Here is a 14,361-nt window from a genome sequence, read left to right on the forward strand (position 1 = left end):
ACCAGTCAGTTCAAATATACGGGCACCGCGGGCCCGGTCCTCACCGGACCGGGCCCGACGGACTGTGAGATGCCTTACGGCTGCCCCGGATCGGCCGCCGCACACCGAACGGGCCGGCCCTCAGGCCTGCTTGGGGGCCGGGCTCATCCGGGAGGTGATGGCGATCCGGTTCCACGAGTTGATCGCGATGATCAGGGCGATCAGCTGGGCCAGCTCCTGCTGGTCGAAGTGCTTGGCGGCCTCGTCGTAGACGGCGTCCGGCACGTGCCCCTGGGTGACCAGGGTGACGGCCTCGGTCAGGGCGAGGGCGGCGCGCTCGCGGGCGGTGTACCAGGGGGCCTCGCGCCAGGCCGGCAGGGTGGCGAGGCGGTGCTCCTGCTCGCCGCCCTTGCGGGCGTCGGTGGTGTGCATGTCCAGGCAGAACGCGCAGCCGTTGATCGCCGAGGCGTGGATCTTGACCAGCTCGGCCAGCGCGGACTCGATGCCGGCCCGGGCGGCGCGGTCCAGGTCGATCATCGCGCGGTAGAAGCCGGCAGCCTGCTCGGGGAGGGAGATCCGCTGGACGGGGGCGGGGACGTAGGCAGTCTCGTTCGTCGTCATGGGCCCACGCTAGGAGCGAAGTGGCCCGCGGGTGTGGTTCATTGGCGGTATGGAATCCTGGGCCACTTTCGGCGGCGACCTGCACCTCGACCTGACCGCGGGGCGCTCCCGGGGCCTGGGCCTGCGGGCCGCCCTGGAGGACGCGCTGCGCGAGGCCGTCCGCACCGGGCGGCTGCCTCGGGGCACCCGGCTGCCGTCCTCGCGGGAGCTCTCCCGGGACCTCGGGATCGCCCGGAACACCGTGGCGGAGGCGTACGCGCAGCTCTCGGCCGAGGGCTGGCTGGCCTCCCGGCAGGGCTCGGGCACGGTGGTGGCCGACCGCGGCACCCCGTCCGTGCCCACCGCCGCGGCTCCCGTGCCGCGCACTCCGGCCGTCCGGCACGACCTGATGCCGGGCCGCCCGGACGTCTCGCGGTTCCCGCGGTCCGCCTGGCTGGCGGCCGCCCGCCGCGCGCTGGCCACCGCCCCGCACGAGGCCTTCGGCTACACCGACCCTCGCGGCCGGATCGAGCTGCGCCGCGCCCTGGCCGGCTACCTCGCCCGGGTCCGCGGCGTGCGGACCGATCCCGAGCGGCTGGTCGTCTGCGCCGGCTACACCCAGGGCCTCGGCCTGCTCTGCGAGGTGCTGCGCGAGCAGGGCGTCGGCACCGTCGCGGTCGAGGAGTACGGGCTGCCGCCGCAGCTGGCGGTGCTGGCCGCCAAGGGCCTGGCCACCGCGGCCCTGCCGCTGGACGCCGGCGGCGCCCGCACCGACCTGCTGGCCGGCACCGGGGCCGGGGCGGCGGTGCTCACCCCGGCGCACCAGTTCCCGACCGGGGTGCCGCTGCGGGCCGCCCGGCGGGCGGCCGCCGTCGCCTGGGCGCAGGAGAGCGGCGGGCTGGTGGTGGAGGACGACTACGACGGGGAGTTCCGCTACGACCGCCAGCCGGTCGGCGCGATGCAGGCGCTGGACCCGGAGCGGGTGGTCCACGCGGGCACCGTGAGCAAGAGTCTGGCACCGGGCCTGCGGATCGGCTGGCTGGCGCTGCCGGCCGCGCTGGTCGGCCCGGTGGCCCACCGCAAGGAGCTGGCGGACGGCCAGTCCGGGGTGATGGACCAGCTGACCCTGGCCGAGCTGATCACCTCCGGCGCCTACGACCGGCACGTGCGGCGCAGCCGGCTGCAGTACCGGCGGCGGCGCGACCGGCTGGTGGCGGTGCTGGCGGAGCGGGCGCCGGAGGTCCGGGTCACCGGCATCGCGGCCGGGCTGCACGCGGTGCTGGAGCTGCCGCCCGGCTCGCTGGACGAGGAGGAGCTGCGCCGCCAGGCCGCCTGGCTGGGCCTGTCGCTGAACACCCTGGGCTGGTGCCGGACGCCGTCCGCCGGCCTGGAGCCGGACCGCCCGCCGGCGCTGGTGATCGGCTACGGCACCCCGTCGGACCGGGCCTTCGAGCCGGCCCTGGACGCGCTCTGCAGCCTGATCCGGCTCTCGGCGCCCGGGGCGTGACCCGCCGTCATCCGTTCTTCCGGGAGCCGATCTCGAAGAGCAGGATGACGAAGCCGGCGAAGACGTGCGTGGCGACCATGTAGATCGCGGCGCGGATCAGGACCCGGCGGTCGGTGCGCCGTCCGGCGTCGGTGGTGGTGGGCTTGCTCATGTCCGTCCTCCTGGGGTGTCGGGCCGGTCAGATCCGGGGTGCGTCGCCGAGGCACAGGTCGCCGCCCGGGCTTTGCAGCAGGGTGTGCAGGAACAGCAGTTCGACGCCGTCGGGCGTGTCGGCGGCGATGCAGTGCGGGGTGAGCGAGTCGAAGTGCGCCGAGTCGCCCTCGTCGAGGTGGTGGATGCTCTCGCCGAGGGTGAGCCGCAGCCGCCCGCGCAGCACGTAGAGCCATTCCTCGCCGGGGTGCACCCGGACGACCGCGTCCTGCACGCTCGGCGGCACCTGGACGCGCAGGGCCTGCATCGCGCGGCCGGGTGCGCCGGCCCGCCGGTAGCCCCAGCCGCCGGCCTGGCCGGGCTCGATGGCGCCGCCGCGGACCACCGGGTCGGGCTCTCCGGACTGCTCGCCGAGCAGCCCGGAGACGCTGGTGCCGTAGGCGCGGGCGAGACCGAGCAGCACGGGCAGCGAGGGCTGCCGACGCCCGGTCTCCAACCGCGACAGATAGGCTGGGGAGAGGCCGACCCGGGCGGCCGCGCCCTCCAGGGTCAGCCGCCCCGCCATCCGGTGCTCGCGCAGTCGCGTGCCGAGGCCCGCGACCTCCTGGTCGTCCTTCATGCGACCAGTCCACACCCGCCGTGCCTGCGGGGCAAGAAATTTGCCCCAGAGGCAAACCGGCCCGTTCTCAGCCGACCAGCGCCCGCTCGTCCTCCGGGCGGACGGACTCGTCGTGCCCGGCACCGCCGGTCTCCTGCCCGCCGGTCTCCTGTCCGCCGGTCTGCGGACGGCGCTTCGGCAGCGCCCCCATCAGCAGGAACACCAGCAGCAGGCCGCCGGCCACCCACCACAGCGAGGCGCTGAACGCGGCCGTGAACGCCCGCCCGTCGGCGAGTTCGGCCGGCGCCGCACCGTCGACCACCCCGAAGAACGCCACCGAGGTCAGGCCGAGGCCGAGCGCCACGCCCAGCTGGTTCACCGTGTTGACCAGGCCGGAGGCCGACCCGGCGTGCTCCCGCGGCACCTCGGAGAGCACCGCGTCCGTCAGCGGGGCGACGATCAGGCCCATCCCGGCGCCCATCACCACCAGCGGCGCGGCCATCTGCCAGGGGGTGATGCCGGTGCCCAGCCACTCGGCGAGGGCGAGGTACAGGCCGGTGCCCGCCGCCATCACCAGCGCGCCCGCCCGCAGCACCGCCCGGCCGAACCGCGGCACCAGCTTCTGCACCGAGAGCCCGGCGGCGGTGGAGACCGCCAGCGAGAACGGCAGGCCGGTCAGCCCGGCCTTCAGCGGGCTCCAGCCGAGGCCGAGCTGCATGTAGAGCGTCCAGACCAGGAAGAACACGCCGCAGGCGGTGCCGTGGCCGAGCTGCACACCGATCCCGGCTGCGAAGCTGCGCACCCGGAACAGCGAGAGTTCCACCAGCGGCGAGCCGTCCCGGCGGGACTTGGCCCGCTCGTACCGGACGAACAGCGCCAGCACCGCGAGTCCGCCGGCCATCACCGCGTAGCCCCACAGCGGCCAGCCGAGCTCGCGGCCCTGGGTCAGCGGGTAGAGCACCATCAGCAGGCCCGCGCTGGCCAGTGCCATGCCGACCAGGTCCAGCCGGAGCGCCTGCGGCGCCTTCGACTCGTCGATGAAGACCCGGCCGAGCAGCAGGCCGGCCACGCCGACCGGCAGGTTGACCAGGAAGATCGGCCGCCAGCCGAGGCCGGCCACGTCCCACTCGGTGAGCAGCGCGCCCAGCAGCGGCCCGCTCACGGCGCCCAGGCCCACCATCGCGCCGAACAGGCCGAACACCTTGCCGCGCTCCTCCGCGGGGAAGCCCGCGTGGACGATCGCCAGCACCTGGGGCACCATCAGCGCGCCCGCCGCACCCTGCAGCACCCGTGCCGCGACGAGCATGTCGGGCCCGGTCGCGAAGCCGCAGAGCGCCGAGGCGGCCGTGAAGCCGGCGATGCCCAGCAGGAAGAGCCGCTTTCGGCCGTAGATGTCGCCGAGCCGGCCGCCGGTGATCAGGCCGACCGCGAAGGCCAGCGCGTAGCCCGCGCTGATCCACTGCAGGGCGCTGAACGAGGCGCCGGTCTCCTCCCGGATGCTCGGCATCGCGATGTTGACGATGGTGACGTCCACCAGGTCCATCAGGCTGGCCGTCATCACCACGGCCAGCGCGAACCAGCGCCTGCGGTCGGGACGTTCGGGGGTCATGGTGCTCCTCGGAAGCGCGTGGGAGTGGTCTCGGGGTCCTCGGGGGCCTTGCTGGACCGCCTCCGACGCTAGGCCGCGATTAGGCCGGATCCTGACCGCAATGTGCGCCAGACTCCGAGCCATGACCGACACACCCGCCCGGCTGCTGTCCCTGCTGTCGCTGCTGCAGACCCCGCGCGAATGGCCCGGCAGTGAACTCGCCGACCGGCTGGGCGTCAGCCCGCGCACCGTCCGGCGCGACGTCGAGCGGCTGCGCGACCTCGGCTACCCCGTGGAGGCCAGCCGCGGCCCGATCGGCGGCTACCGACTGGTCGCCGGCACCGCGATGCCCCCGCTGCTGCTGGACGACGAGGAGGCGGTGGCCATCGCCGTCGGCCTGCGGACGGCCGCCGGGCACGCCGTGGACGGCATCGAGGAGGCGTCCGTCCGGGCCCTGGCGAAGCTCGTCCAGGTGCTGCCGTCCCGGCTGCGGCACCGGGTCTCCGCGCTCGACACGGCGACCGTCCCGATGCTGCCCGGCGACGGCCCCCGGATCGACCCCGAGGACCTGGCCGTCCTGGCCTCCGCGGTCGCCGCCCGGGAGAAGGTCCGCTTCGGCTACCGGGCCCGGGACGACGCCGAGACCCGCCGCCTCGTCGAACCGCACCGCCTCGTCTCGGCCGGCCGGCGCTGGTACCTCGTCGCCCACGACACCGACCGGGACGACTGGCGGCTCTTCCGTGTCGACCGGATCGCCGCCCCGCAGCGGACGGGGCTGCGCTGCGCCCCGCGCGAACTCCCGGGCGGGGACGCCGCCGCCTTCGTGGCCGCCCGGCTGGCCGGCCCGGCCCGCTCCTACCGCGCGGTCGCCACCCTGCACCTGCCGCACGCCGAGGCCGCCCGCCGCCTCCACCCGGGCGCCGGCGAACTGGAGCCGCTCGACGGGCAGCGCTGCCGGCTGTACACCCGGGCCGACCCGCTGGAGTGGCTGGCCGTCCGGCTGATCACCCTGGGCTGCGAGTTCGAGGTCCACGAACCCCCGGAGCTCGCCGAGCACCTGCGCGCCCTGGCCGGCCGGGCGGCCCGCGGCGCGGGTCCGGCGGACTGAGCGTCAGGGCCGCGGGATGTTCCGCAGGTTCGACCGGGCCAGGTCGATCATCCGGCCGACGCCGCCGGAGAGCACGGTGCGGCCGGCGGCCAGGGCGAAGCCGCGGAGCTGGGCCGCGGTGATCTTCGGCGGGATGGAGAGCGCGTTGGGGTCGGTGACCACGTCGACGAGGGCCGGGCCGGGGCGTTCGAGCGCCTCGGCGAGCACCTCCCGGACCTTGGCCGGATCGGTGACCCGCTTGGCGGGGATGCCGGCCGCCCGGGCGATGGCGGCGTAGTCGACGTCGCCGTTGTCGATCTCCCACTCGGGGTAGCCGCTGACCAGCATCTCCAGCTTGATCATGCCGAGCGCGCCGTTGTTGAAGACGACGGTCTTGACCGGCAGCCGGTGCTTGGCGACGGTGAGCAGTTCGCCGAGCAGCATGCCGAGTCCGCCGTCGCCGGACATCGAGATCACCTGCCGCCCAGGGAAGGCGAGTTGGGCGCCGATGGCGTGCGGGAGCGCGTTCGCCATGGAGCCGTGCAGGAAGGAACCGATCACCCGGCGGCGGCCGTTGGGGGTGAGGTAGCGGGCCGCCCAGACGTTGCACATCCCGGTGTCGACGGTGAAGACGGCGTCGTCGGCGGCGACCTCGTCGAGCACCGAGGCCACGTACTCGGGGTGGATCGGGGTGTGCTTCTCGATGTCCCGGGTGTACGCGCCGACGACGGTCTCCAGGGCCTTGGCGTGCCGCGCCAGCATGCCGTCGAGGAAGCCTCGGTCGGAGCGCTGCGCGAGCAGCGGGAGCACGGCCCGCAGGGTGGCCGACACGTCCCCGTGCACGGCGAGTTCGAGCGGGACGCGGCGGCCGAGCCGGGTGGCGTCGTGGTCGACCTGGATCACCCGCCGGGTCGGCAGGAAGGAGTCGTACGGGAAGTCGGTGCCCAGCATCAGCACCAGCTCGGCCCCGTGCAGCGCCTCGTGGCAGGCGCCGTAGCCGAGCAGGCCACTCATGCCGACGTCGTACGGGTTGTCGAACTGGATGAACTCCTTGCCGCGCAGCGAGTGCCCGATCGGGGCCTGCAGGGTGCCGGCGAGCTTCATCACCTCCTCGTGGGCGTCCCGGCAGCCGGCGCCGCAGAAGAGCGTGACGGTGGCGGCCGACTCCAGGGCCACCGCGAGCCGCTGGACCTGGCCCCAGGGCGGTGCGGCGACGGCCTGTTCGGTCAGGAAGGACGAGCTGCCGGTGGGGCCGGCCGCGGGCAGCGCGGCGACGTCCCCGGGGAAGGCCAGCACCGCGACGCCGCGCGCCCCGATGGCGTGCTGGACGGCCACCCGCATCAGCCGCGGCAGCTGGGCCGGGGTGGAGACCGTCTCGCAGAAGCCGCTGCAGTCGGTGAACACCCGCTCCGGGTGGGTCTCCTGGAAGAAGCCGGTGCCGATCTGCCCCGACGGGATGTGCGAGGCCAGCGCGAGGACGGGGACGCCGCTGCGCTGCGCGTCGTAGAGGCCCTGGACGAGGTGCGTGTTGCCGGGGCCGCAGGAGCCCGCGCAGACCGCGAGCCGGCCGGTGAGTTCGGCCTCGGCGGCGGCCGCGAAGGCACCGGCCTCCTCGTTGCGGACGTGCACCCAGGAGATCCCCTCGGCGCGGCGGATGGCGTCGACGACCGGGTTGAGGCTGTCGCCGACCACGCCGTAGACCCGTTCGACACCGGCCTGCCGCAGCACCTCGACCATCTGTTCGGCCACACTGCCCACAAGGTCCGCCCTCTCGGTCGCCGGTCACAGGTCGCCACCACCCTGCGACGGCGGCCACCGGCGGGCACCCGGTCCGCGGCGAACGGGTGACCGCCCGGCGTCACTCGGCGGGCAGGTGCTCGATCGGCTGGGCGTGCACACCGGCCTGCGGGTGCCGCCGGGCCGGTTCGCGGCCGGGCGGCTGGGTGCACCGCTCGGGCGGCACCTCGGCGACCACGGTGGGCCGGTGCAGCGGCGAACCGGCCTTCACCTCCAGCACCTCGCCGTCGTGCTGCACCTGGATGCTCTCGCCGCGCCTGAGCGTGTAGGTGGTGGTGGCGTGGGTGATCTCGACCCGCAGCAGGTTGTCCCGCACCCGCAGGGCGAAGGAGAGCCTGCGCAGCCCCGAGGGCAGCCGGGGCCGGAAGGAGAGCCGGCCTGCGCGGTCGCGCAGCCCGCCGAAGCCCGCGACCAGGGCGATGCAGGCCCCGGCGAGGGAGGCCATGTGCAGGCCGTCACGGGTGTTGCCGCCGAGGTCGTGCAGGTCCATCAGGGCGGCCTCGGCGGTGTAGTCGTACGCCAGGTCGAGCTGGCCGACCTCGGCCGCGATGACCGCCTGGGTGCAGGCGGAGAGCGAGGAGTCCCGGACGGTGAGGCGCTCGTAGTACGCGAAGTTGCGGGCCTTCTGCTCGTCGGTGAAGGCGTCGCCGCGGACCTGCATGGCGAGCACCAGGTCGGCCTGTTTGACGACCTGCTTCCGGTAGAGGTCGAAGTACGGGTAGTGCAGCAGCAGGGGGTAGTTCTCGGCCGGGGTGCTGTCGAAGTCCCACAGCTGGTGGTCGGTGAAGCCGTCGGCCTGCGGGTGCACGCCGAGGTTCTCGTCGTAGGGGACGAACATCGCGGCGGCGGCGTCCCGCCAGGCGGCGGCCTCCTCGGTGTCAACGCCGAGGGCGCCGGCCTCCAGCGGGTGCCGGGTGGCGGCCTCGGCGGCGGCGCGCAGGTTGGCCTGCGCCATGAGGTTGGTGAAGACGTTGTTGTCGGCGACGGCGCTGTACTCGTCGGGGCCGGTGACGCCCTCGATGCGGAACCGGCCGGCCGGGTCGTGGTGGCCGAGCGAGCGCCACATCCGGGCGGTCTCGACCAGGAGTTCCAGGCCCCAGGTGCGCTCGAACTCGACGTCGCCGGTGGCGTGCACGTAGCGGACGACGGCGGCGGCGATGTCCGCGCCGATGTGGAAGGCCGCGGTGCCGGCCGGCCAGTAGCCGGAGCACTCCTCGCCGCGGATCGTCCGCCACGGGAAGACCGCCCCGGCCAGGCCGAGCTGGGTGGCGCGTTCGCGGGCCATCGGCAACGTGGTGTGCCGCCAGCGCAGCGCCTGGTCGACGGCGGTGGGCAGGCAGTAGGTGAGCACCGGGAGGACGAAGGTCTCGGTGTCCCAGAAGCTGTGGCCGTCGTAGCCGGGGCCGGTGAGCCCCTTGGCGGGGATCGCCCGCTCCTCGCTGCGGGCGCCGGCCTGCAGCACGTGGAACAGCGCGAAGCGGACGGCCTGCTGGAGCTCGACGTCGCCCTCGACCTCGATGTCGCTGCCGCCCCAGAAGTCGCCGAGGAAGCCCTTCTGCTCGGCGACCAGGCCGTCCCAGCCGGTGTAGCGGGCGGCGGTCAGCGCGGCCTCCACCTGGTCGCGCACGGCCGGCAGCGAGCGGGTCGCCGACCAGCCGTACGCGATGAACTTGACCAGCCGCAGCCGTTCGCCGGCCTGCAGCACGGTGGTGACGCTGATCCGGCCCTGGTGCTCGGTGGCCTCGGCGGTGGCCTCGAAGCGGTCGGGGCCCTCGATGAGGTGGTCCATGCCGGCGGCGACCCGCAGGCCGCTGTACCGGGTGCGGTGCACCAGCACGGCCTTGGTGCCGACCGCCTCGTGCGCCTCGGCGACCAGCGGCGCCTCCAGCACGGCGGCGGCCCGCGGGTCGCGCTCGCCGTCCGGGAGCTGCTCGTTGGCGACCAGCTCGGACTGCAGCACGATCCGGACGGGCCCGTCCACCGCCTCCACGGTGTAGTCGAAGGCGGCGACCGCGCGCTGGGTGAGCGAGACCAGCCGCGCGGAGGAGACCTTGACGGTCCGTCCGGCGGGGGAGGTCCACTCGGCGGTGCGCCGGAGCACGCCGTCCCGGAAGTCCAGGCTGCGCTGGTGCTGGTGCAGGCCGCCGTAGCGCAGGTCGAAGGGCTCGTCGTCGACCAGCAACCGGATGATCTTGCCGTTGGTGACGTTGATGACGCTCTGGCCGGACTCGGGGTAGCCGTAGCCGCTCTCCGCGTAGGGCAGCGGGCGCAGCTCGAAGACGCCGTTGAGGTAAGTACCTGGCAGGCCGTGCGGCTCGCCCTCGTCGAGGTTGGCGCGCAGGCCGATGTGGCCGTTGGAGAGGGCGAAGACGGACTCGGCGCGGGCCAGGCCGTCCAGGTCCAGGCCGTGCTCGACCACGCCCCAGGGGTCGATGGCGAAGGTGTCCTGGCCGTTCACCGCGCCTCCCCGGGTGCGTCGGGGAGCAACTCGGCGAGGTCGCGGACGACGAGGTCGGCGCCGTGCGCGCGGAGCTCCTCGGCCTGGCCGACCCGGTCGACGCCGACCACCGTGCCGAAGCCGCCGGCCCGGCCGGAGGCGACGCCGGCCAGCGCGTCCTCGAAGACGGCGGCGTGCTCGGGCGCGGTGCCGAGGGCCCGGGCGGCGGCCAGGTAGGTGTCGGGCGCGGGCTTGCCGACGAGGTGGTCGCGGTGGGCGGTGATGCCGTCGACCACCACATCGACCAGGTCGTCGATCCGGGCGGCCCGCAGCACGTCCCGGCAGTTGGCGCTGGAGGAGACCACGGCCCGCGGCAGGCCGAGGTCGCGCAGTCTGCGCAGGTAGGCGACGGAGCCGGGGTAGGGCTCGACGCCCTGCTCGCGGATCATCCGCAGCACGGTGTCGTTCTTGGCCCGGCTGAGCCCCTGCAGGGTACGGGTGCCGGGGGCGTCCTGCTCGTCGCCCTCGGGCAGGCCGATGCCGCGCGATTCGAGGAAGCCCCTGGTGCCGTCGAGGCGGGGCCTGCCGTCGACGTACTCGTCGTAGTCGCCGACCGGGTCGAAGGGCACGAAGGGTGCGCCGGTGCGGTCCGCCTCGGCCCGCAGGAAGGTGTCGAACATGTCCTTCCAGGCGGCGGCGTGCACGGTCGCGGTCTGCGTCAGCACGCCGTCCAGATCGAAGAGGAAGGCGTGGATGTCGTCCGGAAGCCCCAGCATGGCTGCAAGTCTTGCCGCTGCGGCCGCCGATATGCCGCCCATTCGCGGCCCGGCGTGTTGGACCCGCCGGGGCGGGCGGCCGGCGTCGCTCGGGGCGGTTCAGGCCGGGGTGACGACGGCGAAGGCGGCGCCCTGCGGGTCGGCGACCAGGGCCGAGCGGCCGGCCGGTCCGTCGGTGGGCGGGGCGAGGACGGTGCCGCCGGCCTTGACCAGCGCGTCGACCGTGCTGTCGGTGTCGTCGACGGCGAACCAGACCCGCCAGTGCGAGGGGGTGCCGGGCGGGTCGTCCTGCAGGCCGGTGACGCCGCCGACCGGCCGGCCGTCGACCTGGATGACGCGGTAGCCGACCCTGCCCGCCATCTCGGCGGTCTCCGTCCCGAAGACGGAGCCGAGGAACGCGGAAGCGGCCCCGACGTCGCTGGTGTGCAGGTCGTTCCAGGTGAGGGCGCCGGGCTCGTTGACGACCTGGGCTCCGATGAACTCCACCGGCTGCCAGACGCCGAAGACGGCGCCGGTCGGGTCGCTGGCGACGAGCATCCGGCCGACGGTACCGACGTCCACGGCCGGCATCAGCGTGGTGCCGCCGGCCGCGTTGACCGCGGCGAGGGTGGCGTCGGCGTCGTCACTGGCCAGGTAGGTCGTCCAGACGACCGGTGGCAGCGGCTCGCCCTCGGGGGACAACTGCGGGGCGATGCCGGCCACCGGACGGCCGTTCAGCGAACAGATCGCGTAGCCGCCGAACTCGGCCGGGCCCACCTCGCCCTGCCAGCCGAACAGGTCGCGGTAGAAGTCGAGGGCAGCCTGCTGGTCCTTGGCCATCAGGTCGACCCAGCAGGGGGTGCCGGGCCGGTAGCGGGCGGTTACCTCGGGCATCGTGCCTCCCTGGGGAAGGGTTCGGCCCCGTGCCGCACGGGACACCCCTCGGACCACCCTTCCCGGTGCGGCCGCGGGCCGCCACCGGAGCGGGCCGCCGCGTCACCGGCGCAGGTCAGCGGCCGCGTCGCAGCGGGTTGATCACGCCGAACGCACCGGTCAGGGTGGACGGGCGACGAAGGAGCCGCCAGGGTCGTGGGTCCGCCGGAAGCCTGTGAAGTGGTGCAGGGCGCGCGGCCGGGGCTCGGTCGGGGCTTCGGCGGCCCGCACCGGCTCGGTGCGGGCGACCCGGCGGCCGCACAGGTCACGCGGTCATGGACGCCGGCCACGAGCCCGCGCAGACCGCCGACGCTGTCCTCGCCGACGTCCTCGGGGCGGCCTTCCTGCCCGGCGGCATCGCCCTGACCCACAGGCCGCGCCACTGACCGGGCCGGGTGGCCGGGGCAGCCCTGCCCAGGCCACCGCCCGGCCGTTCGCCCCCATACCTGGCGGCGGTCATGACCGGCCGTCAGATCGGGAACCGGTTCCACCCCGGCGGAGTCAGTGGTGGACGGTACGTTCCTGTTGCGGCCCCGCGCCGCAACGGAACTCCGCCGCCCCGGGCACCGACAGCAGGTGCGGGCGGCCACCCCGACCAGGAGAACCATGAAGGCCATATTCCGGAAGGCGCGCATCGCCACTTCCGTCCTCGCCGCCGCGGCCGCCGTCGGCCTGCTGGCCGCACCGGCCGCGCAGGCCGCACCGGCCGGCATCGCCAACCCCGACTTCGAGGCCGGCGCCAGCGGGTGGAACACGTTCTCGGTGCCGTTCGGTACCGGGATCATCACGAACGACCCCGCGCTGCCCGCGCACTCGGGCAGCTGGAAGGCCGAACTCGGCGGCCACGGCCGGGCCGGCATGGACCGGATCACCCAGCAGGTGACGATTCCGGCCCTGCGGGTGCCGGTGCTGACCTTCTGGGTGCACATCGGCACGCCGAGCCCGGCCACCTTCGGCTACCACGAGCTCACCGTCGAGGCCACCGCGCCGGACGGCACGCCGTACACCCTCGTCACCCGGACCAACAAGGACAGCGCCAGTGGCTACCAGCAGGTCACCGTGACCCTGCCGGAGGCCTTCTACTCCTCCGCCGAGCAGCACGCCGTGATCTCGTTCTTCTCGGTGGACGACGCCGCCAACCGGGTTCCGTTCCTGATCGACGACGTCTCGATGGCCTACCGGCTCAAGCTGTCCCGGCCGTTCTTCCCGCCGCTGCTGAAGTTCTGACGCGGCGCCCGTTCCGGTCCGCCGCCACGGGCCGGGACGGTCGGCCGCCGACGGGGCAGGATGTCCCGGTACCTGCCGCACCACCGCCGACCGCACCGGGGAGTCCAGGTTTGACCAAGCAGTTGACCGCGCAGCACCGGCCGTTCCTCTACGTCGTCGTCTGCGCCGCGGGCATCGCGGCCGACGTCGGCACCCTGATCGGCGCCGCCCGGGACGAGGGCTGGGGCGTCGGCGTCATCGCCACCCCGACCGCACTCGGCTTCGTCGACCGCGAGGCCGTCGAGGCGCAGACCGGCCACGCCGTCCGCTCGGCCTGGCGCACCCCGGGCAGCCCGCAGCCGCTGCCCTGGGCCGACGCGATCGCGGTCGCCCCCGCCACCTTCAACACCGTCAACAAGTGGGCCGCCGGCATCTCCGACACCCTGGCCCTCGGCATCCTCTGCGAGGCGTACGGCCTCGGCACGCCGACCGCCGTCCAGCCGTACGTCAACGCGGCACAGGCCGCCCACCCCGCGTACGGGGCGAGCCTGGAGCGGCTGCGGGCGATGGGCGTGCTGTTCGGCGACGCCGTCCCGCACCGGGCCCGCACCGACGAGGGCCGCGCCGCCTACCGCTGGACGGCCGTCCTCGACCTGCTCCGGCCCGTCCTCACCAGGGCGGGCGGCAACGGCTGAAGCGCCCCGGAACGCCGAAGTCCGGCACCGCGGTGCGGTGCCGGACTTCGGCGAAGCGGTGGGCCGCCAGGGGCTCGAACCCTGAACCTACGGATTAAAAGTCCGCAGCTCTGCCAATTGAGCTAGCGGCCCGCCGGCGGGCACGACCGTGCTGGTACAGCGCTCGCCGGGGCCGATCCTACCCGGTGATCCCCGGGGGGCCGCCAGGGGATTGTGCGCCGCGCCGCGGCTCGAACCGGTGCGCGGACGACCGTCAGGCCGCCGGCTCCAGGTGGACGGCCCGGACCCGGCGCAGCCAGGCCTCGGCCGGGGCCTCGTCGGGTGCCGCCGGCAGCACACCGGGCCGGTCGAAGCGGTCCTCCGCCGAGGCGAGCAGGCCTGCCGCCTCCCCGGGCCGCTCGGCGTAGCGCTCGCCGAGGGCGCGGACCCGCTCGGGGTCGGCGAGCCGGACGACGATCTCGCCCGTCTCGTGCAGGGCGAGGCCCTGCTCGACCAGCCGGACGAGGTGCCGGGCGTGCTTGGCGGCCCGGGCCCGCGCGGTCGGGTCCGCGGTGTCCCTGGTCGTCAGCTTCCTGAACTGCTGGGTGGCGTAGCCGAGGTAGGAGCGGCGGACGGCGTGCGCGCTGAGGAAGGACCGGCGGATGCCGATCAGCTCCTCGCCCAGCGGGGTGCGCACCTCGTACAGGTCCTCGGGCAGCCAGGCGAGTTCGGAGGCGGTGGGGTTGCAGCTCAGCGCGAGCCGGCACCACTTCGCCGCCTCGTGCAGGGTGCGGTCGGGCGCGGTGGTGACGTGCGACTCGGCGGGCCGCTGCAGGCCGTGGAACTCGACGGTGGGTGCGGCGAACAGGCCGAGCCGGTCGATGTCCGAACCGGCGTGGGCCAGTCCGTAGGCGGTGGAGCCGACGATGCCGGCGAGCAGGACGTGCACGGGCGTCTCCGTCCGTCGGGGAGCCGGCAGAACCGGTGGGGGGCTGGAACGGGCAGTCTGCCGTGCGGCCGCCGCCGGGCGCGACCGAATTGTCGGTAGGT

Annotated in this window: 13 protein-coding genes and 1 tRNA gene; 4 read left to right on the forward strand and 10 right to left on the reverse strand. The window is 74.6% G+C overall.

What is annotated here, in order from left to right; all coding sequences use genetic code 11:
* Positions 1–120: 120 nt before the first annotated feature.
* Complete coding sequence (locus KSNIM_RS17900; RefSeq protein ID WP_263104210.1) at positions 121–600, reverse strand: carboxymuconolactone decarboxylase family protein; 480 nt, start codon at positions 598–600, stop codon at positions 121–123.
* Between the two features lie 49 nt (positions 601–649).
* Between KSNIM_RS17900 and KSNIM_RS17905 the strand changes: the two genes are divergently transcribed.
* Positions 650–2,086: a PLP-dependent aminotransferase family protein gene (locus tag KSNIM_RS17905; RefSeq protein WP_263104211.1), complete on the forward strand. Its 1,437-nt coding sequence runs from the start codon at positions 650–652 to the stop codon at positions 2,084–2,086.
* Between the two features lie 7 nt (positions 2,087–2,093).
* Here KSNIM_RS17905 and KSNIM_RS17910 read toward each other — a convergent pair whose 3' ends face one another.
* The 3 genes from KSNIM_RS17910 to KSNIM_RS17920 all read right to left on the reverse strand — a co-directional run bounded on the left by KSNIM_RS17910 (position 2,094) and on the right by KSNIM_RS17920 (position 4,443).
* Positions 2,094–2,237 carry a DUF6126 family protein gene (locus KSNIM_RS17910; RefSeq protein WP_159401010.1) on the reverse strand — a complete coding sequence of 48 codons (144 nt, stop codon included), beginning with the start codon at positions 2,235–2,237 and terminating at the stop codon, positions 2,094–2,096.
* A 27-nt stretch (positions 2,238–2,264) separates the two neighbouring features.
* Positions 2,265–2,855 (reverse strand): helix-turn-helix domain-containing protein, encoded by a 591-nt coding sequence (locus KSNIM_RS17915; protein WP_263104212.1) that lies wholly within the window; start codon positions 2,853–2,855, stop codon positions 2,265–2,267.
* A gap of 67 nt (positions 2,856–2,922) precedes the next feature.
* Complete coding sequence (locus KSNIM_RS17920; protein ID WP_263104213.1) at positions 2,923–4,443, reverse strand: MFS transporter; 1,521 nt, start codon at positions 4,441–4,443, stop codon at positions 2,923–2,925.
* A gap of 121 nt (positions 4,444–4,564) precedes the next feature.
* Between KSNIM_RS17920 and KSNIM_RS17925 the strand changes: the two genes are divergently transcribed.
* A complete protein-coding gene (locus KSNIM_RS17925) occupies positions 4,565–5,530 on the forward strand; it encodes a helix-turn-helix transcriptional regulator (RefSeq protein WP_263104214.1) in 966 nt (321 codons plus the stop codon).
* A gap of 3 nt (positions 5,531–5,533) precedes the next feature.
* Here the strand turns inward: KSNIM_RS17925 and KSNIM_RS17930 are convergent, their stop codons facing one another.
* From KSNIM_RS17930 to KSNIM_RS17945, 4 genes are all read right to left on the reverse strand, one after another.
* Entirely contained in the window at positions 5,534–7,267 is a 1,734-nt protein-coding gene (locus tag KSNIM_RS17930; RefSeq protein ID WP_263104215.1) for a pyruvate dehydrogenase, read from the reverse strand.
* A gap of 100 nt (positions 7,268–7,367) precedes the next feature.
* Positions 7,368–9,764, reverse strand: a complete 2,397-nt coding sequence (locus KSNIM_RS17935) for a glycoside hydrolase family 65 protein (protein WP_263104216.1) — start codon at positions 9,762–9,764, stop codon at positions 7,368–7,370.
* On the reverse strand, positions 9,761–10,519 hold the full coding sequence (locus KSNIM_RS17940) for an HAD family hydrolase (protein ID WP_263104217.1): 759 nt from the start codon (positions 10,517–10,519) through the stop codon (positions 9,761–9,763). The genes KSNIM_RS17935 and KSNIM_RS17940 overlap by 4 nt, the downstream gene beginning before the upstream one ends.
* A gap of 99 nt (positions 10,520–10,618) precedes the next feature.
* The gene (locus KSNIM_RS17945; protein WP_263104218.1) at positions 10,619–11,392 is read right to left on the reverse strand and encodes a VOC family protein; all 774 of its coding nucleotides are present in this window, start codon (positions 11,390–11,392) and stop codon (positions 10,619–10,621) included.
* Positions 11,393–12,037: 645 nt separating this feature from the next.
* Between KSNIM_RS17945 and KSNIM_RS17950 the strand changes: the two genes are divergently transcribed.
* On the forward strand, positions 12,038–12,658 hold the full coding sequence (locus KSNIM_RS17950) for a hypothetical protein (RefSeq protein ID WP_263104219.1): 621 nt from the start codon (positions 12,038–12,040) through the stop codon (positions 12,656–12,658).
* 110 nt (positions 12,659–12,768) lie between these two features.
* Entirely contained in the window at positions 12,769–13,332 is a 564-nt protein-coding gene (locus KSNIM_RS17955) for a flavoprotein (RefSeq protein ID WP_263104220.1), read from the forward strand.
* Between the two features lie 59 nt (positions 13,333–13,391).
* Here the strand turns inward: KSNIM_RS17955 and KSNIM_RS17960 are convergent.
* A tRNA-Lys gene (locus KSNIM_RS17960) sits at positions 13,392–13,464 on the reverse strand.
* Positions 13,465–13,585: 121 nt separating this feature from the next.
* Entirely contained in the window at positions 13,586–14,260 is a 675-nt protein-coding gene (locus tag KSNIM_RS17965) for a nucleotidyltransferase domain-containing protein (RefSeq protein WP_263104221.1), read from the reverse strand.
* Positions 14,261–14,361: the final 101 nt, after the last annotated feature.

Source organism: Kitasatospora sp. DSM 101779, assembly GCF_025655475.1.
Lineage (GTDB): Bacteria > Actinomycetota > Actinomycetes > Streptomycetales > Streptomycetaceae > Kitasatospora.

What these genes read in the sequence shown, in the direction of transcription:
- KSNIM_RS17950 (WP_263104219.1), top strand. Translation starts at nt 12,038, where the DNA reads ATGAAGGCCATATTCCGGAAGGCGCGCATCGCCACTTCCGTCCTCGCC.
- KSNIM_RS17905 (WP_263104211.1), top strand. Translation starts at nt 650, where the DNA reads ATGGAATCCTGGGCCACTTTCGGCGGCGACCTGCACCTCGACCTGACC.
- KSNIM_RS17945 (WP_263104218.1), bottom strand. Translation starts at nt 11,392, where the DNA reads ATGCCCGAGGTAACCGCCCGCTACCGGCCCGGCACCCCCTGCTGGGTC.
- KSNIM_RS17920 (WP_263104213.1), bottom strand. Translation starts at nt 4,443, where the DNA reads ATGACCCCCGAACGTCCCGACCGCAGGCGCTGGTTCGCGCTGGCCGTG.
- KSNIM_RS17900 (WP_263104210.1), bottom strand. Translation starts at nt 600, where the DNA reads ATGACGACGAACGAGACTGCCTACGTCCCCGCCCCCGTCCAGCGGATC.
- KSNIM_RS17915 (WP_263104212.1), bottom strand. Translation starts at nt 2,855, where the DNA reads ATGAAGGACGACCAGGAGGTCGCGGGCCTCGGCACGCGACTGCGCGAG.
- KSNIM_RS17910 (WP_159401010.1), bottom strand. Translation starts at nt 2,237, where the DNA reads ATGAGCAAGCCCACCACCACCGACGCCGGACGGCGCACCGACCGCCGG.
- KSNIM_RS17940 (WP_263104217.1), bottom strand. Translation starts at nt 10,519, where the DNA reads ATGCTGGGGCTTCCGGACGACATCCACGCCTTCCTCTTCGATCTGGAC.
- KSNIM_RS17925 (WP_263104214.1), top strand. Translation starts at nt 4,565, where the DNA reads ATGACCGACACACCCGCCCGGCTGCTGTCCCTGCTGTCGCTGCTGCAG.